The following is a 16,181-nucleotide window of genomic DNA, read 5'->3' on the forward strand; positions in this document are numbered from 1 at the left end:
CGACCCGCCGTGAACGCCGCGCCGCGCCCATGGAAGAAAACGCCTCCGCCGAACGTACCCCCCACATGCAAGGCGATCCCACGGCCGCCGTCGGCGACGGCATCTGCACCCTGCTGCCGCAACTGCGGCGCTTTGCGCGTGCCGTTGCCGGCCAGCGCGAGGATGCCGACGACCTGCTGCAGATCGCGATCGAACGCGCGCTGCGCCGTGCCGCGCAATGGCGGCCGGAGACGCCGCTGCAGTACTGGCTGTACGGCATCATCCGCCACGCCTGGATCGACGAAGTGCGGGCGCAGCGGCGACGGCGACACGTGTTCGTCGATGCCGCCGAGGGCGAACACGTCGGCGACACGCCGCTGGAGCGGCAGCAGGACTGGATGGCGGTGCAGACCGCGATGGCCGCCCTGCCCGAGGAACAGCGCCTGGCGATCGCGCTGGTGCTGATCGAAGGCCTGTCCTACAAGGATGCCGCAGCGGTGCTGGAGATTCCGCTGGGCACACTCACCAGCCGGCTCGCGCGCGGGCGCGAGGCCCTGCAGGCGTCACTGGAGGCGACCGCATGAACACCAGCATCGACACACTCACCCTGCAGGCCTACGCCGACGGCGAACTGGAGCCGGCGCAGGCCGCGCAAGTGGAAGCGGCGCTGCGCACCGACCCGCAGCTGGCGCAGGCGCTGGAGCGGCTGCGCAGCCTGCAGGCACGGCTGCGCGCCGGCTTCGCCCCGGTGCTGGACGAAGCCGTGCCCGCGCGCCTGCTCGCCGCTGCGCGCGCACGGCCGACCGACACGCCCAGCCAGGACGCCGCTGTCGCGGCACTGCCGCCCTCACCCATCCATGCGACGGCGCAGGCGAGCCGGCCGACGCCGCTGCGGCCGCGGGCGCGCCGCCGCTGGGCGCTGCCGGCGGCGTTGGCGGCGGCACTGCTGCTGGGGCTGTGGATCACGCAGCGGCAATTGCCGCAGGGTGCCGCGCCCGGCCCGATGGTCGCGGCAACCCAGGGCGGTGTTGCCGAAGGCGCGCTGGCGCGGGCGCTCACGCAGCAACTATCCGGCCAGCCCCAGGGCAGCGTGCGCATCGGCCTGAGCTTCCGCGATCGCGACGGCCATTACTGCCGCACCTTCACCGTGCCGCGCGCCAGCGCCGGCCTGGCCTGCCAGCGCAACAGCGCATGGCGGGTGGAACTGCTGGTGCCCGCCGACGAGGGCGGCGGTGGCGGCGGCATGCGCATGGCGGCCAGCCCGATGCCGGCCGCGGTGCTGCAGGCGGTGGATGCGCGCATCGCGGGCGAGGCGCTGGATGCAGACGGCGAGCAGCGCGCACGTGCGCACGGCTGGCGCTAGCAACAGCCCGACGCCCTGACTGCTCGGCCGGACAACGCGCCTTCGTATCTCTGGATCATGCCGGAACGCGTCCCGTAGGAGCGGCTTCAGCCGCGACAGGCGCAGATCGCATCCCGCTCGATTGCCGCGGACGCGATGTCTTCGAGGTGCCCTCAGGGCAGCGCCGGCGTCTTTGCGCCGTCGGCAGCGTCGAGGCCATCGATGCCGGCCAGCATCTTCTTCAGCAGCGCCTCCAACTGCTGCTGCTCGCCCGCATCCAGTGCCGCGGTTTCCGTATCGAGGAACGCGCACACATCCGGTAGCAGCCGCTCGATCAGGGCGAGGCCGGCCGGCTGCAGGGTCAGCGCGACCTTGCGCCGGTCGTCCGGACTGGCGGTGCGCGACAGCAGCCCCTTGCTGCACAGGCTGTCGGTGAGACGGGTGATGTTGGCCGGCTTCTCGCCCGCGGCCTCGGCCACCTCGGTGGGGGTGATGCGCTGCTCGGGCGTGCCGTACAGCATCATCAGGATCTCGTACTCCGGCGGGCTGATGCCGTAGTCCTTGAGCACGCCGCTGGCGTTGGCATGCACGCGCTTGTACAGATGCTTGACCAGCCGGACCAGCACAGCGGGCTCGCGCGGGAAGGCCGGATAGCGCGCGCAGGTATGCGCCACACGTCGCTCGGTCTGATCGAAACTGCCCATGAGACATCGATTGCAAGTGGGGTAGCCGTCAATCCTACCCATTGCGCCTCGCCACGACGAGGGCATGGGTTGCGTTCCCGCGCGCTGTCGACGCCATGCACCGGAGGCACACGCCGACGCGCAGCCGCGCGCCGGCGAACGCTCAGGCGGCGAACAGCGGTGCGTACTCCGGCGCCACCAGTTCGCGCAGCACGCTGGCCGGCACGTCCACGGTCTGCGTGCCATCGGCGTATGGCCCGACCTGGTACGGCGGGAACACGAAGCGCAGCGCGGTGATCTTGCCCGCCGCATCGACCAGCGGCTGGAACTGGCTGAAGTTGCTGGCCTGCGGCTCGGTGCCTTCGGCGATCATCTTGCTGGCGCTGCGCACCTGCTCCTCCTGATCCTCCGGCGGTACCTGCTCGGCATCGACCCGCGTCTGCACGGCCTGGCGCAGTTGCGAGGCGACATAGCCGGCCACCTGCTTCCAGTGCGACGCATCCGGGATCAGCGTCTCGGCGGTGAGCATGCGCTGCTGCTGCGGCAGCCACACCCAGCGGGCCACCAGCGGCTCGCCGTGCGCACCGCCGGTGTAGCGGCTGCCATCGGCGCTCAACGCCACCAGGTCCGGACGCTCCAGCAGCATCTCGAACTGCAGCGAGAGTTCGTAGGGCGCGCGCGGGCGATCGTTGCCGAGTCCGTCGACCGCTTCCATCAGTTCGCTGCGCGCGCTCTGGGCATAGCGGTTGGCCGCGTCGGCCAGTCCCGGATAACGATTGATCGACGGTGGGAAAGTGATGCCGACCACATAGCTGGGGCTGTGTTCGACGATGTCCTTGAGTTCCGGCGGCGCGGCCTGCGCCTGCTCCGATGCCGCCGGCGCGGTGGCCTCGCTCTGCGCCGGTGCCGCGGCGGGCGCCGGTGCGGCGGCCGGTTCCTCGCGCTTGCAGCCGGCCACTGCCAGCGCCGCCGCGACCGCCAGTGCCGTCCATGCCATCCGCCCATTACCCATCGTCTTTGCCCTGCTCACGTCGACTGCCCCTGTTCCTGCGATGTTTGTGGAAGTGCGCGCATTATCGCGCCGTTGCGATGCCGCTCGCTCAACCGAGCAGCGCGGCGTAGCGCGGATGCCGCTGGATGAACACCGCCGCGTACGAACACGCCGGCACCACCTTCCAGCCTTGTGCCTGCGCGTGGTCCAGCGCGGCGGTGACCAGCTGCGCCGCCAGGCCGCGCCCGCCGATCGGCGTCGGCACCCCGGTGTGGGTGATGACCATGCGCCCCTGCTCCAGCACGTAGTCGAGTTCGGCGCGATGGCCGTCGACCTCCAGGGTGAAGCGGCGCTGTTGCGGATCGTGCGCGATCGGGACGTTGGCTGCGGACATGCGGAAATGGACGGGGCGCGGAGCACGCAGTGTCCGCTGCCGCTTGCCGCGGCCATGTGAAGCACCTGCCCCAATGCGTCACGCCGCCGACACGGCGCGTCAGCCGCCCGCCGCTCAAGTCGTGCCGCGCGCGGCCGATACCGCCAGGACAGTCCGAAAACCTGGCATGGGAGTTGCACTTCCCATCACGCAGCGATCCAACAGGGAGCCACGCGCATGAGCGAGAACGAGAGCAAATACGACCAGGGCGACCACAACGCCTCCCTGCTCGAAGGGCTGTTCCAACTGTCGGTCAGCGGCGACCACCAGGGCGGCGAGTTCCAGCAGCTCGACGATGAGGTCTACCAGCGCCTCAAGCGCACCTACGAGAACGCCAGCATCGGCAGCGCCAAGGTGCAGCTGCGCGGGCAGCAGACCCGCTGAGCGCTGCCGGCGGCCATACGGCCGCCGCAGCCACCCCATGCGCAATGGCGGTCGTGCACGGCCGCACCCACGCGCCCGGCGTCTCCCTCAACGTCTCAAAATCGCGCGGCGCCACGCTCCCACGTAGCTGCCGCCGCGCCGCGCATCACCCGCGGCCGAAGCGCGGGTTGGCCAGCTCGCCCAGGAAGTGCTGCAGCACCGACGGCTCCATGATCAGCAGGAACATCACGCCGAACGCCGCGCCGGCCAGGTGTGCGCTGTGGTTGACGTTGTCGCCGCCGCGGCGGTCCATCCAGATGCTGTAGCCGACGTAGAACACGGCATACAGGATCGCCGGGATGGGGATCGGGATGAAGAAGAAGAAGATCCCGGTCCACGGCGCCATCAGGATGAAGGCGAACAGCACCGCCGAGACCGCGCCGGACGCACCCAGGCTCATGTAGTTGGGGTTCTTCTGGTTCTTCAGGTAGCTGGGCAGGATCGAGACCACCAGCGCCGACAGGTAGAACAGCGGGTACACCAGCATGTTGCCGGTCATCCGCTCCATCAGCACCTCGATCGGTCCGCCGAAGAAGTACAGCGTGACCATGTTGAACAGCAGGTGCGGGAAATCGGCGTGGATGAAGCCGTAGGTCACCAGCCGGTCGTACTGCTTGTGGCGGTCGATCGCCGGCGGCCACAGGATCAGCCGGTCGAGCAGCCGGCGGTTGTTGAACGCCGCCCACGACACCAGCACGGTGAGGACGATCAGGATCAGGTTGACGGGGGTGACGGAGGGCATGCGGGGTCTCAGGCGGGGCGGTAGTGGTCGACCATGCGATAGCGGCGCGCGTACAGCCCGAACAGCAGTGCGGCGACGAACGCGAAGGCGGCGAAGAAGAACATCAGGAACGCGGTCTCGCTGAGCCCGGTGCTGCCGATGTGGGCGGTGACGCGGTCATTGCGTACCGCCGCGTTGGACAGCAGTACCCACAGGTTGCCGACGGTGGTGGTGAGGTTCCAGAAACTCATCACCACACCCTTCATCGACTGCGGCGCCTGGCTGTAGGCGAACTCCAGGCCGGTCGCCGAGACCAGCACTTCGCCGAAGGTCAGCAGCGCATACGGCAGGATCTGCCAGGCGATGGACAAGGCGTCGCCGCCGTCCATCATCACCTGCAGGCTGCCGACCACGATCCAGGCCAGGCCGCTGAAGGCGATGCCGGCGGTCATCCGCCGCAGCGCGGTCGGCTCGTAGCCGCGCCGGCGCAGCAGCGGGTACAGCACTAGGTTGTTGAACGGGATCAGCAGCATCACCAGCGCCGGATTCAGCGCCTGCATCTGCGAGGCGCTGAACCAGTCGGGCATCTGCATCTGCTGGCCCTGCAGCACCCAGGTCGAGGCCTTCTGGTCGAACAGCGAGAAGAACGGGGTGACCAGCGCGAACACCACCAGCACCCGCAGCACCGCGCGCACGCCGTCCACCGCCGCATCCGGGTGCACCGCGCGGGCGCGTTCCAGTTGCCACCAGGTGCCGCCGCCGATGCCGGCCAGCAGCAGCACCAGCGCCAGGCACAGGCAGATCACCAGGCCCAGCGTCGGCACCAGCGCGAACGTGCCCAGCGCCAGCAGCACCGCCACGCCGGCCAGGGCCAGCCCGGGGCGCCCCTGCCCCGGCGCCTGCCGCAGCAACGCGGTGCGTACCACCTGGGCGAAGCCGTGCGGATCCTTGGGCGGCAGCGGCACGCGCACGTAGCGGTGGCGGCCAGCCCAGAACACCAGGGTCGCCACCAGCATCAGGATGCCGGGAATGCCGAACGCCCACGCCGGCCCCAGGTTCTTCAGCGCCAGCGGAATCAGCAGCGAGGCGAACAGCGAGCCGAAGTTGATGATCCAGTAGAAGGCGTCGAACACCACCTTGGCCAGGTGCTTGTTGCCCTGGTCGAACTGGTCGCCCATGAACGAGGCCACCAGCGGCTTGATCCCGCCGGCCCCCAGCGCGATCAGGCCCAGGCCGAGGAAGAAGCCGGTGCGATGGCCTTCGAACAGCGCCAGGCACAGGTGCCCCGCGCAGTAGATGAGGCTGAACCAGAGGATGGTGCTGTACTTGCCGAAGAAGCGGTCGGCCAACCAGCCGCCGAGCAGCGGGAAGAAGTACACGCCGATCATGAAGCTGTGCATGATGTGCTTGGCCTCGGCCTCGCGGCCGGGCGCGGTCACTTCCTGCAGCAGCAGCGAGGTGATCAGGAACTGCACCAGGATGTTGCGCATCCCGTAGAAGCTGAAGCGCTCGCAGGCCTCGTTGCCGATGATGTACGGAATCTGCCGCGGCATGCGCGCAGTGGCGCGCTCTTGCGCCGCGCTCATGCGGCGTGTCTCGTGGTGGCTTGGCTGCTCACGGGCCCTCGTCCAGGCAAAATTTTCAGAAGGTTACCCGATCGTTCCGGCGAATCGAACCGCTAGGGCGTGTCACGCATTCCCGAGGATGCCGCGTTGGCTCTGGCAGGCGCGCGGCCGGCGTTGCGTGGCGCAGCGCCCGACTGGCCGTCAGGTCAAGCCGCGCGGCGCCGGCCGCGCGCCTGCCAGGCCCAACCCGAAGGGCCGCGGTTGCGCGCCCGTGGCCGCGTCATCGCGCGGGCGTGGACGCACATCCACGTCCTCGCGCTTCCTTGCCACAGGCACGCGCAATTGCGGCGCGGCATGCTCGGGAATGGGTGACACGCCCCAGGGTGCTTTCGCAATCGGCGCGCTGCCCGCATCATGGGGGTCTGTCCCGAGACGGTGCCGAGATGATCCGAGCCAGGCTGGCCACCCTGCTGTTACCGATGCTGCTGTGCAGCATGCCATCGCTGGCCAGCGAGGCGGGCCTGTCCACCGAAGCCGAGCGCAGCGGATTCGTGCGCACCGGTCGCTATGCCGAGACCATCGCCCTGTGCGATGCGTTCGCACAGCGCTATCCGCACGCGGTGCGCTGCTTCGACTTCGGCACCACGCCGGAAGGCCGGCCGATGAAGGCGCTGGCGGTGTCCACCTCCGGCGCGCTGGATCCGGCGGCCGCACAGGCGCGCATGCTGCCGGTGGTGCTGATCCAGGGCGGCATCCACGCTGGCGAGATCGATGGCAAGGACGCCGGCTTCCTGGCACTGCGCCAGTTGCTCGACGGCCAGGCCGCACGCGGCGCGCTGGACAAGCAGGTGTGGCTGTTCGTGCCGGTGTTCAACGTCGACGGGCACGAGCGCTTCGGCGCCTGGAACCGGCCCAACCAGCGCGGCCCCGAGCAGATGGGCTGGCGCACCACCGCGCAGAACCTCAACCTCAACCGCGACTACGTCAAGGCCGATGCGCCGGAGATGCAGGCGATGCTGCGCCTGGTCGGGCAGTGGGATCCGCTGCTGTACGTGGACCTGCACGTCACCGACGGCGCGCAGTTCGAGCACGACGTGTCGATCCAGGTGGAACCGCTGCACGCCGGCGACACCGCGCTGCGCGGCGATGGCCTGCGCCTGCGCGACGGCGTGCTCGCCGACCTGAAGCGGCAGGGCTCGCTGCCATTGCCCTACTACCCCTCGTTCGTGGTCAACGACGACCCGGCCTCCGGCTTCGAGGACGGCGTGCCGACGCCGCGCTTCTCGCACGGCTACTTCCAGCTGCGCAACCGCTTCGGCATGCTGGTCGAGACGCACTCGTGGAAGCGCTACCCCGAGCGCGTGCGCATCACCCGCAACACCATCGTCTCGGTACTGCAGCAGGTGGCGCGGCACGGCGCGCAATGGCGCGCCGACGCGCTGGCCGCCGACGCGCGCGCGCAAGCGCTGGGCGGGCAGACCGTGGCGCTGGACTACCGCACCACCGACGCCTCGCACCTGGTGGACTTCCGCGGCTACGCCTACACGCGCACGCCCTCGCCGGTCTCCGGCGCGCTGATGACCCGCTACGACGAACGCACCCCGCAAGTCTGGCGGGTGCCGCTGCGCGACCAGATCGTACCCAGCATCGAAGTCGCCGCGCCGCGCGCCGGTTACGTGGTGCCGGCGGCGCAGGCCGCCCTGGTCGGCGCCAAGCTGCGCCAGCACGGCATCGCCTTCCGCACCCTGGAGCATGACGCCACCCTGCCGGTGCAGACCTTCCGCGCCGACACCGCCAGCTTCGCCGCACGCTCCTCCGAAGGCCACCAGCGACTCAGCGTCACCGGCGCCTGGAAAGCGGAGACCCGCGCGGTCGGCGCCGGTGCGCTGTTCGTGCCGGTCGCCCAGCCCAAGGCGCGGCTGCTGATGGCGCTGCTGGAACCGCAGGCGCCGGACTCGCTGCTGCAATGGGGCGAGTTCAACAGCGCGTTCGAGCGTGCCGAATACATGGAAGACTACGTCGCCGAGGACGTGGCCCGGCAGATGCTGGCCAGCGACCCGGCGCTCAAGGCGGAGTTCGAGGACAAGCTCGAACACGACGCGGCCTTCGCCAAGGATCCGCAGGCGCGGCTGGAGTTCTTCTACCGCCGCCACAGTTCCTGGGACGAGCGCTACCGCCTGTACCCGGTCATGCGCAGCGACGAAGCCCCGTCCTGACGCGCGGTTCCGCCCTCCCCCGACTCCCCCCGATGCGCCTTCCCTTCATCTGCTTAGAGAGGCTGTTCGCCCCGATATGAAAACGTTTACAGGATCCCTTTGCCTGACCCTCGCGCTGGCCGCGCCCGCCTCCGCCGCGCCGCCGGCGACGGCCGCCCGCGCAGCCTCCGCGCCGAACGCCAGCGCCGCTGCGCAGCGCCCGTGGAACGATCGCAGCCTGTCGCCGGACCGTCGCGCCACGTTGCTGGTGCAGGCGATGACCCAGGACGAGAAGTTCCAGATGCTGCACAGCTACTTCGGCCTGGGCAAGGACGGCGGCCCGAAGCCGGCCGGTGCGCTGGGCTCGGCCGGCTACGTGCCGGCGATCGAACGCCTGGGCATCCCGTCGCAGCAACTGGCCGATGCCGGCCTCGGCGTGACCAATCCCGGCAACATCCGCCCCGGCGACCACGCCACCGCGATGCCGTCCGGCCCCGCCACCGCCGCCACCTGGAACCGCCAGCTGGCCTTCGCCGGCGGCGCGACCATGGGCCGCGAGTCCTGGCAGCAGGGCTTCAACGTGCTGCTGGCCGGCAGCGTCAACCTGCAGCGCGACCCGCGCAACGGCCGCAACTTCGAGTACGCCGGCGAGGATCCGCTGCTGGCCGGCACCATGGTCGGCGAATCGATCCGCGGCGTGCAGAGCCAGCACGTGGTCTCGACCATGAAGCACTTCGCGATGAACGACCTGGAGACCGGGCGCAACACCCACAGCGCCGACATCGGCGAGCAGGCCATGCACGAGTCGGACCTGCTGGCCTTCGAGCTGGCGCTGAAGATCGGCCAGCCCGGCTCGGTGATGTGCTCCTACAACCGCATCAACGGCGTGTACGGCTGCGAAAACGACTACCTGCTCAACCAGGTGCTGAAGCAGGAATGGAAGTTTCCCGGCTACGTGATGTCCGACTGGGGCGGCGTGCACAGCGGCTCCAAGGCCGCGCTGGCCGGCCTGGACCAGCAGTCGGCCGGCGAAGTGTTCGACAAGGCGGTGTACTTCGACCAGCCGCTGCGCATGGCGGTGGCCGCCGGCACCGTGCCGCAGGCGCGCCTGGACGACATGGTCAAGCGCATCATGCGCGCGTTCATCGCCACCGGCAGCTTCGACAACCCGCCGCAGCACCAGCCGATCGACGACGCGGCCGGCGGCCTGGCCGCGCAGCGCGTGGTCGAGGAAGGCACGGTGCTGTTGCGCAACGAGGGCAAGCTGCTGCCGCTGTCGCGCAACGTGCGCCGCATCGCGGTGATCGGCGGCCATGCCGACAAGGGCGCGATCGGCGGCGGCGGCTCGTCGATGGTCGGCGTCACTGTCAACGGCGGCAACGCGGTGCCGGGCATCGCCCCGACCACCTGGCCGGGCCCGGTGATGTTCCATCCGTCCTCGCCGCTGCAGGCCTTGCGCAAGGCCCTGCCCGACGCCCAGATCGACTACGCGAGTGGCGACGATCCCGCGGCGGCGGCCAAGCTCGCGCGCGCGGCCGACGTGGCCATCGTGTTCGCTACGCAGTGGTCGGCCGAGTCGGTGGACCTGCCGGATATCGCGCTGCCTGACAAGCAGGACGCGCTGATCGCCGGCGTGGCCAAGGCCAACCCGAAGACGGTGGTGGTGCTGGAGACCAACGGCCCGGTGGCGATGCCGTGGCTGCAGCAGGTGCCGGCGGTGCTGGAGGCCTGGTACCCGGGCATCCGCGGCGGCGAAGGCCTGGCGCGGCTGCTGCTGGGCGAGGTCAACCCGTCCGGGCGCCTGCCGGTGACCTGGCTGCGCGACGTGTCGCAACTGCCGCGGCCGTCGATTCCCGGCCTGGGCTTCAAGCCGGCGCAACCGGCCGGCAGCAACGTCGACTACAGCATCGAAGGCGCCAACGTCGGCTACCGCTGGTTCGCCGCGCGCGGCCTGGAGCCGGTGTATCCGTTCGGCTACGGCCTGTCCTACACCACGTTCGCCTACGCCAACTTCAAGGTGCAGGCCGACGGTCACCATGTCGTCGCCAGCTTCGACGTGCGCAACACCGGCGATCGCGAAGGTGCCGACGTGCCGCAGCTGTACCTGCGCCTGCCGCAGGGCCACCACACCCCGATCCGCCTGGTCGGCTGGGACAAGGTGATGCTCAAGCCGGGCGAGAGCCGCCACGTCAGCATCGTCGCCGAGCCCAAGACCCTGGCCGACTACGATCCGAAGAAGCGCCACTGGCATATCGCCGCCGGCGACTACGAGGTGCTGCTCGGCCGTTCGGCGACGCAGGTGGAGGCGCGCGCGCCGCTGCACCTGAAGGACGGCGTGCTGCAGCCCTGAGCGAGGACACCACGTCCAGGTCCCGCCCCGCCTCCGCGCGCCGGAGGCGGGGCGTTGTGCGCGAGTGCCACCTGCGCCGCAGCGATTGTGTGGCGGTTGCCGCAGCACCGCTGGCTGTATACGCAACCCTGAGACCCTGCGCCGTAGCATCGCCCGCATGACTCCCCGCGTCTTCCGATGGCATCGCACCGGCTGGCTGTTGCTGGCCGTGGCCGCATTGGCACACGCGCACGTGGCGGCGGACGCGGTGCCGACGGTCTCGGCAACGCCGGACAGCCCGATCACCGTGGTCACCCTCACCCTCGCCGGCGATCCACGCCAAGCGCAGGACGGCGACGACTGGAACGCGCGCCGCGAGCGGATCGTCGAGGCCCTGCAGCGCCTGCATCCCGACGCCATCGCGCTGCAGGAAGTGCTGCAGACGCCGGAGCTGCCGAACCAGGCGCAATGGCTGGCCGCGCGCCTGGGCTACCACTGCCATTTCATCAGCCCCGATCCGCCGAGCCGGCCGCAACGCCGCGGCAACGCGCTGCTGACCCGCCTGCCGGTGCTGGAGGAAGCCGAAACCCTGCTGCATCCGCTGGAGGACTACAGCGTGGCCGGCCTGGTGCGGGTGGATCTGCATGGGCAGCCGGTGAACCTGTACTTCACCCGCCTGCATGCTGCGCGCGACGGTGGCGCCAGCCGCCGCGAGCAGGCCGAGGATCTGATGGCATGGATCGATGCCACCGCCGAGGACGTGCCGTCGTTGCTGGCGGGCGGCTTCTTTGCCGCAGCGCGCGCGCCGGAGTTGGCGCCGCTGGCAGTGCGCTTCGAGGACGGCAGCGTAAGCGGCGAATCGGCGCGCAACCGGATCGCCGTGCGTGCGCCCGGCACGGCGGCGGCCGCCGACCACGTGTTCTTCGAACGCGGCCACTTCCGCCCCGTGCACGGCGCACGCCTGTTCGCGCCGGCGCCGGAGCCGCCCGCAGCCGGTACGCGCGGCCTGCTGATGGCGCTGCAGCCGCTCGACCCGCTGCCGGTCTCGCTGCCGCCGGTGCCGTAGCGGACGGCAGGCTGGACGCGTTCATGCGCCGTGCGATCACGGCCGTGCGATGCGGCGGATGGGGTGGACCTGCATCGACATGCCATCGGCCCGGAGCGATTGGGCACCACTAATGCCATGCTTTCGTCACGCATCGCGGCATCTGTTGTAGGAGCGGCTTCAGCCGCGACGGGCATCCCCGGTAACGCCCGTCGCGGCTGAAGCCGCTCCTACAAGTGGCCTTTTGTCGTCGTTTGCGCTGCCCTGGCGACGCAGCAACACAAGCGGTCACCGATGCGGCGCAGACCGCCATCGCTGCGAAGCACCCTGCGCACGCGCTCGAAGGCAACGCACCAAGCTGCCTCTCTTTACCTCGCAGCCACACCCCGTCCGCACCTCCAGCGCATCTGTCTGGCACCCACAAAAAAAGGCCGGGCGAACCCGGCCTTTTCCCAGTGCGATGCTGGCGCGCGATCAGCCGATCGCGGCGTGGTAGCGGCGCTCCACTTCCTTCCAGTCGACCACGTTGAAGAACGCACCGATGTAGTCCGGACGGCGGTTCTGGTACTTCAGGTAGTAGGCGTGTTCCCACACGTCCAGGCCCAGGATCGGGGTGTTGCCCTCGAACAGCGGGCTGTCCTGGTTGGCGGTGCTCTCGACCACCAGCTTCTTGTCGGGGGTGACGCTGAGCCAGGCCCAGCCGCTGCCGAAGCGGGTCAGCGCGGCCTTGGTGAAGGCGTCCTTGAACTTGTCGAAGCCGCCCAGTTCGCTATCGATCGCCTTGGCGACGTCGCCGCTGGGGGTGCCGCCGGCGTTGGGCGCCATCACCGTCCAGAACAGCGAGTGGTTGGCATGGCCGCCGCCGTTGTTGCGCACCGGGCCCTGCAGGTTCTCCGGCAGCGACTTCAGCTTGGACACCAGCGCCTCGATCGGCAGATCGGCGTACTCGGTGCCTTCCAGCGCGGCATTGACGTTGTTGATGTAGGTCTGGTGATGCTTGGTGTGATGGATCTCCATCGTCTGCGCATCGATGTGCGGTTCCAGCGCGTCGTAGGCGTAGGGCAACTTGGGGAGGGTGTAGGCCATGCGGTTCTCCTGGACTTTCGCCGTCGAAAGGACGAGCGTTGCGTGAGCAATGGTAGGGACGGTCGGCGGCCTTACCAAGGGCGCGGCCGGGGAAACATCGTCCCATCCCGCGGCGGCGGTGCCGGCCGGCCTTGCGAATCGGCGCCTACCATGCCCCACGCCCCGGTTAGTCGGATGTGAATCGCCCGCGGAAAGGTCATGGCAGGCGGCGTTTAGAGCCGGAACAGGCAGGCCGGCCCATACTGTGAGCGATGGCGCCATGCCGCGCGCCGCTGCCGTTCCTGCAGGAGAGTCCATGCGCAAGCCCGTGCTGTTGATCGCCGCCATCGTGTTGCTGGTGGGCGGGCTGTGGGGCATCCGCGGGCTGCAGCATCCGCCGCACCAGCAGTTCGCGCCCTCGCTCGACGCGTCCGCACAGGCGCCCTACACCGCGCCCGGCAGATCCGCGCCCGCAGCCGACGCGGCATCGCCGGACCTGCCGGCGTTCCTGCCGCCCGAGGCGCGCGCCACGGTGGCGCTGATCCTGCGCGGCGGGCCGTTCCCGCATCGCCAGGACGGCAGCGTGTTCGGCAACCGCGAGAACCGGCTCCCGCCGCAACCGCGCGGCTACTACCGCGAATACACCGTCGATACCCCGGGCCTGTCGCATCGCGGCGCGCGCCGCATCGTCACCGGCGGCACGCCACCGCAGGTCTGGTACTACAGCGACGATCACTACGACAGCTTCCGCAGCTTCCAGGTGGGCAGTGCGAGGCCGGCGCCGTGAGCGGCTTCCCGTTCGCACTGAATTTGGCCGAACCTGCCGCCTCCGGCGTCTACCGCGTGGCCAACCGCGACCTGGACAGCGTCGCCGCGCTGGCCCGCGATGCTGGCCTGCGGCTGTGCCGGATCGACCTGCACGGCTGCACCGGCAAGGCCATGCTGCTGATGCGGCTGGCCGCGCAACTGGACTTTCCGCCCGGCTTCGGCCGCAACTGGGACGCGCTCACCGACGGCCTGCGCGACCTGTCCTGGCTGCCCTCGCCGCGCGGCTATGCCTTGCTGCTGGAGGACGCCGGACAGTTGCAGAGCGTGGCGCAGCCGGCATTCGACGTGCTGCTGGAGATCCTCGACGACGTGGCCCGCGAGTGGGCGCAGGACGGCGTCAGCTTCGTCGCGTTCGTGGGTGGCAGCGAGGAAGCGGAAGCGCCTGCGGAGCAGGATTGACCTGACCGCGCTGCGTCGAACCGCTCGCACAAACAGGGCCGCCGCACGTACCCCCTTGTGGGAGGGGCTTCAGCCCCGACGCGATACACCCCAACGCCCACGCATCCGGTCTTTGATCTCGGCAAAGCGGCCGCCGTGCTCGTTACCGCTACAGGCCCAGGGTGTTTGTCCCGAGCCCCGGCGCTTCAACCGTCCAGCTCGCTCCATCGCGCATACGCCGCATCCAGGTCCGCCTGCGCCTGGCTCAGCGCCTGCGTGTGCGCGTTCACCGCCGCCGCGTCGCGCTGGTAGAACGCCGGGTCGGCCATCGCCTCGGTCAGCGCCGCGACCTGCTGTTCCAGCGCTTCGATCCGCGCCGGCAGCTGCTCCAGTTCGCGCGCGTCCTTGTAGCTGAGCTTGCGCTTGGCCGGTGCGGACGCGGGCGCCGCAGCCGCCGCCACCGGCGTGGTCGCCGCGGCGGTGGCCGAGGCCTTGGCCACCGCCATCGCGCTGGCCGGCGCCGCCGGACGCTGGCGCACCCAGTCGCTGTAGCCACCGACGTATTCGCCGATGCGGCCGTCGCCTTCCATGACCATGGTCGAGGTCACCACGTTGTCGATGAAGTCGCGGTCGTGGCTGACCAGCAACAAGGTGCCGCTGTAGTCGCCGAGCAACTCTTCCAGCAGTTCCAGGGTTTCCACGTCCAGGTCGTTGGTCGGTTCGTCCATCACCAGCAGGTTGGACGGCTGCGCGAACAACCGCGCCAGCAGCAGGCGATTGCGCTCGCCGCCGGACAGGCGGGTGATCGGCGCGCGCGCGCGTTCCGGGGTGAACAGGAAATCCTGCAGGTAGGCATGCACGTGCTTGCGCTTGCCGTTGACCTCGATGAAGTCGCGGCCCTCGGCCACGTTCTCGATCGCGCTCCAGTCCTCGCGCAGGGTGGCGCGGTACTGGTCGAAGTACGCCACCTGCAGGTTGGTGCCGGCGCGCACTTCGCCCTGGTCCGGGGTCAGTTCGCCCAGCAGCAGCTTCAGCAGCGTGGTCTTGCCGCTGCCGTTGGGGCCGATCAGGCCGATACGGTCGCCGCGCAGGATGGTGGTGGAAAAATCGCGCACCATGCTGCGCGCGCCGAAGGCGAAACTCAGGTCCTTGGCCTCGATCACCTTCTTGCCGGAGGACTCGCCCTGCGCGGCCTCCATGCGCACGTTGCCGCCGAGTTCGCGGCGCTGGGTACGCTCGCGGCGCATCGCTTCCAGGCGTCGCACCCGGCCCTCGTCGCGGGTACGCCGCGCCTTGATGCCCTGGCGGATCCACACTTCTTCCTGCGCCAGCAGCTTGTCGAAGCGCGCGTTCTCCTGCGCCTGCGCGTTGAGCCGCTCCTCGCGACGGCGCTCGTAGTTGGCCCAGTCGCCCGGCCAGCTGCTGACCTGGCCGCGATCGATCTCGACGATGCGCGTGGCCAGGGCACGCAGGAAGCGCCGGTCGTGGGTCACGAACACCACGCTGCCGTTCCAGCCCTTGAGGAAGCCTTCCAGCCAGTCGATGGCCTCGATGTCGAGGTGGTTGGTCGGTTCGTCCAGCAACAGCAGGTCCGGCGCCGACACCAGTGCCCGCGCCAGCAGCACCCGGCGCTTCATGCCGCCGGACAGCCGCGCGAACTCGGCATCGCCGTCCAGTTCCAGGCGGGTCAGGGTCTCGTTGACCCGCTGGTCCAGCGCCCAGCCATTGGCGCCATCGATCTTGGACTGCACCGCGCCCAGCGCATCGCCGTCGAACTCGGCGGCATGGCTGAGCCGATGGAACTCGGCCAGCCAATGGCCGAGCTCGCCCAGGCCGTCGGCGACCACGTCGAACACGCTGCCGGCGGCGCCGTGCGGCACCTCCTGCTCGAGCCGGGCGATGCGCACGCCCTGCTGCACGCGGACCTCGCCGTCGTCGGGCTTGAGCTCGCCGGCGATCAGTTTCATCAGGGTGGATTTGCCGGCGCCGTTGCGGCCGATCAGGGCGATGCGTTCGCCCGGCTCGATCGACAGGTCGGTCTTTTCCAGCAACAAGGGGCCGCCGACGCTGTAGTCGAGGTTCTGCAGAGTGATAAGAGGCATCGCACCATTGTACGTGGATGCGCCCTTCGCCGAAGCCGAGCGTCGCGTCGCCTCCCTGCGCAGCGGCCATCGCCGCCGAATTGCGCGCATCGCAGTGGAGCG

The 16,181-nt window shown here is 69.9% G+C and carries 15 protein-coding genes; 8 read left to right on the forward strand and 7 right to left on the reverse strand.

Annotated features, from left to right (window positions below; genetic code table 11):
* The first annotated feature begins 29 nt into the window (after positions 1-29).
* A complete protein-coding gene (locus M3U25_RS07560) occupies positions 30-563 on the forward strand; it encodes an RNA polymerase sigma factor (RefSeq protein WP_355496722.1) in 534 nt (177 codons plus the stop codon).
* Complete coding sequence (locus M3U25_RS07565; RefSeq protein ID WP_355496719.1) at positions 560-1,342, forward strand: hypothetical protein; 783 nt, start codon at positions 560-562, stop codon at positions 1,340-1,342. Before M3U25_RS07560 ends, M3U25_RS07565 begins: the two co-directional genes overlap by 4 nt.
* A 152-nt stretch (positions 1,343-1,494) precedes the next feature.
* Here M3U25_RS07565 and M3U25_RS07570 read toward each other — a convergent pair whose 3' ends face one another.
* From M3U25_RS07570 to M3U25_RS07580, 3 genes are all read right to left on the reverse strand, one after another.
* Positions 1,495-2,025 (reverse strand): MarR family transcriptional regulator, encoded by a 531-nt coding sequence (locus M3U25_RS07570; RefSeq protein ID WP_355496716.1) that lies wholly within the window; start codon positions 2,023-2,025, stop codon positions 1,495-1,497.
* A 142-nt stretch (positions 2,026-2,167) separates the two neighbouring features.
* Positions 2,168-3,001: a DUF4163 domain-containing protein gene (locus M3U25_RS07575; protein WP_355496713.1), complete on the reverse strand. Its 834-nt coding sequence runs from the start codon at positions 2,999-3,001 to the stop codon at positions 2,168-2,170.
* A gap of 103 nt (positions 3,002-3,104) precedes the next feature.
* Positions 3,105-3,389 (reverse strand): GNAT family N-acetyltransferase, encoded by a 285-nt coding sequence (locus M3U25_RS07580; RefSeq protein ID WP_355496710.1) that lies wholly within the window; start codon positions 3,387-3,389, stop codon positions 3,105-3,107.
* A gap of 216 nt (positions 3,390-3,605) precedes the next feature.
* On the opposite strand from M3U25_RS07580, the gene M3U25_RS07585 reads away from it, so the two are divergent.
* On the forward strand, positions 3,606-3,812 hold the full coding sequence (locus tag M3U25_RS07585) for a hypothetical protein (protein ID WP_242160497.1): 207 nt from the start codon (positions 3,606-3,608) through the stop codon (positions 3,810-3,812).
* Between the two features lie 145 nt (positions 3,813-3,957).
* On the opposite strand, the gene M3U25_RS07590 is transcribed toward M3U25_RS07585, so the two are convergent.
* Both M3U25_RS07590 and M3U25_RS07595 read right to left on the reverse strand, forming a co-directional pair.
* The gene (locus tag M3U25_RS07590) at positions 3,958-4,593 is read right to left on the reverse strand and encodes a rhomboid family intramembrane serine protease (RefSeq protein WP_017909504.1); all 636 of its coding nucleotides are present in this window, start codon (positions 4,591-4,593) and stop codon (positions 3,958-3,960) included.
* Between the two features lie 8 nt (positions 4,594-4,601).
* The gene (locus M3U25_RS07595) at positions 4,602-6,158 is read right to left on the reverse strand and encodes an oligopeptide:H+ symporter (protein ID WP_160945994.1); all 1,557 of its coding nucleotides are present in this window, start codon (positions 6,156-6,158) and stop codon (positions 4,602-4,604) included.
* Between the two features lie 422 nt (positions 6,159-6,580).
* On the opposite strand from M3U25_RS07595, the gene M3U25_RS07600 reads away from it, so the two are divergent.
* The 3 genes from M3U25_RS07600 (at position 6,581) to M3U25_RS07610 (ending at position 11,727) form a co-directional block, all read left to right on the forward strand.
* Positions 6,581-8,353 carry a M14 family metallopeptidase gene (locus M3U25_RS07600; protein WP_355496705.1) on the forward strand — a complete coding sequence of 591 codons (1,773 nt, stop codon included), beginning with the start codon at positions 6,581-6,583 and terminating at the stop codon, positions 8,351-8,353.
* Positions 8,354-8,429: 76 nt separating this feature from the next.
* Positions 8,430-10,682 carry a glycoside hydrolase family 3 C-terminal domain-containing protein gene (locus M3U25_RS07605; RefSeq protein WP_355496702.1) on the forward strand — a complete coding sequence of 751 codons (2,253 nt, stop codon included), beginning with the start codon at positions 8,430-8,432 and terminating at the stop codon, positions 10,680-10,682.
* A gap of 157 nt (positions 10,683-10,839) precedes the next feature.
* Positions 10,840-11,727: an endonuclease/exonuclease/phosphatase family protein gene (locus tag M3U25_RS07610; RefSeq protein WP_355496699.1), complete on the forward strand. Its 888-nt coding sequence runs from the start codon at positions 10,840-10,842 to the stop codon at positions 11,725-11,727.
* Between the two features lie 453 nt (positions 11,728-12,180).
* Here M3U25_RS07610 and M3U25_RS07615 read toward each other — a convergent pair whose 3' ends face one another.
* Positions 12,181-12,792 carry a superoxide dismutase gene (locus M3U25_RS07615; RefSeq protein ID WP_242160743.1) on the reverse strand — a complete coding sequence of 204 codons (612 nt, stop codon included), beginning with the start codon at positions 12,790-12,792 and terminating at the stop codon, positions 12,181-12,183.
* Between the two features lie 295 nt (positions 12,793-13,087).
* Here M3U25_RS07615 and M3U25_RS07620 point away from each other — a divergent pair, with 295 nt between their 5' ends.
* Both M3U25_RS07620 and M3U25_RS07625 read left to right on the forward strand, forming a co-directional pair.
* Positions 13,088-13,558: a ribonuclease domain-containing protein gene (locus M3U25_RS07620; protein WP_355496695.1), complete on the forward strand. Its 471-nt coding sequence runs from the start codon at positions 13,088-13,090 to the stop codon at positions 13,556-13,558.
* Positions 13,555-13,998, forward strand: a complete 444-nt coding sequence (locus M3U25_RS07625) for a barstar family protein (RefSeq protein WP_355496692.1) — start codon at positions 13,555-13,557, stop codon at positions 13,996-13,998. The genes M3U25_RS07620 and M3U25_RS07625 overlap by 4 nt, the downstream gene beginning before the upstream one ends.
* A 185-nt stretch (positions 13,999-14,183) precedes the next feature.
* Here M3U25_RS07625 and M3U25_RS07630 read toward each other — a convergent pair whose 3' ends face one another.
* Positions 14,184-16,079, reverse strand: a complete 1,896-nt coding sequence (locus M3U25_RS07630; protein WP_355496689.1) for an ATP-binding cassette domain-containing protein — start codon at positions 16,077-16,079, stop codon at positions 14,184-14,186.
* Positions 16,080-16,181: the final 102 nt, after the last annotated feature.

The organism is Xanthomonas sp. PPL134 (assembly GCF_040595915.1).
Classification (GTDB): Bacteria; Pseudomonadota; Gammaproteobacteria; order Xanthomonadales; family Xanthomonadaceae; genus Xanthomonas_A; species Xanthomonas_A indica.

What these genes read in the sequence shown, in the direction of transcription:
- M3U25_RS07575 (WP_355496713.1), bottom strand. Translation starts at nt 3,001, where the DNA reads ATGGCATGGACGGCACTGGCGGTCGCGGCGGCGCTGGCAGTGGCCGGC.
- M3U25_RS07585 (WP_242160497.1), top strand. Translation starts at nt 3,606, where the DNA reads ATGAGCGAGAACGAGAGCAAATACGACCAGGGCGACCACAACGCCTCC.
- M3U25_RS07605 (WP_355496702.1), top strand. Translation starts at nt 8,430, where the DNA reads ATGAAAACGTTTACAGGATCCCTTTGCCTGACCCTCGCGCTGGCCGCG.
- M3U25_RS07570 (WP_355496716.1), bottom strand. Translation starts at nt 2,025, where the DNA reads ATGGGCAGTTTCGATCAGACCGAGCGACGTGTGGCGCATACCTGCGCG.
- M3U25_RS07615 (WP_242160743.1), bottom strand. Translation starts at nt 12,792, where the DNA reads ATGGCCTACACCCTCCCCAAGTTGCCCTACGCCTACGACGCGCTGGAA.
- M3U25_RS07610 (WP_355496699.1), top strand. Translation starts at nt 10,840, where the DNA reads ATGACTCCCCGCGTCTTCCGATGGCATCGCACCGGCTGGCTGTTGCTG.
- M3U25_RS07580 (WP_355496710.1), bottom strand. Translation starts at nt 3,389, where the DNA reads ATGTCCGCAGCCAACGTCCCGATCGCGCACGATCCGCAACAGCGCCGC.
- M3U25_RS07560 (WP_355496722.1), top strand. Translation starts at nt 30, where the DNA reads ATGGAAGAAAACGCCTCCGCCGAACGTACCCCCCACATGCAAGGCGAT.
- M3U25_RS07630 (WP_355496689.1), bottom strand. Translation starts at nt 16,079, where the DNA reads ATGCCTCTTATCACTCTGCAGAACCTCGACTACAGCGTCGGCGGCCCC.
- M3U25_RS07590 (WP_017909504.1), bottom strand. Translation starts at nt 4,593, where the DNA reads ATGCCCTCCGTCACCCCCGTCAACCTGATCCTGATCGTCCTCACCGTG.
- M3U25_RS07600 (WP_355496705.1), top strand. Translation starts at nt 6,581, where the DNA reads ATGATCCGAGCCAGGCTGGCCACCCTGCTGTTACCGATGCTGCTGTGC.
- M3U25_RS07595 (WP_160945994.1), bottom strand. Translation starts at nt 6,158, where the DNA reads ATGAGCGCGGCGCAAGAGCGCGCCACTGCGCGCATGCCGCGGCAGATT.
- M3U25_RS07620 (WP_355496695.1), top strand. Translation starts at nt 13,088, where the DNA reads ATGCGCAAGCCCGTGCTGTTGATCGCCGCCATCGTGTTGCTGGTGGGC.
- M3U25_RS07565 (WP_355496719.1), top strand. Translation starts at nt 560, where the DNA reads ATGAACACCAGCATCGACACACTCACCCTGCAGGCCTACGCCGACGGC.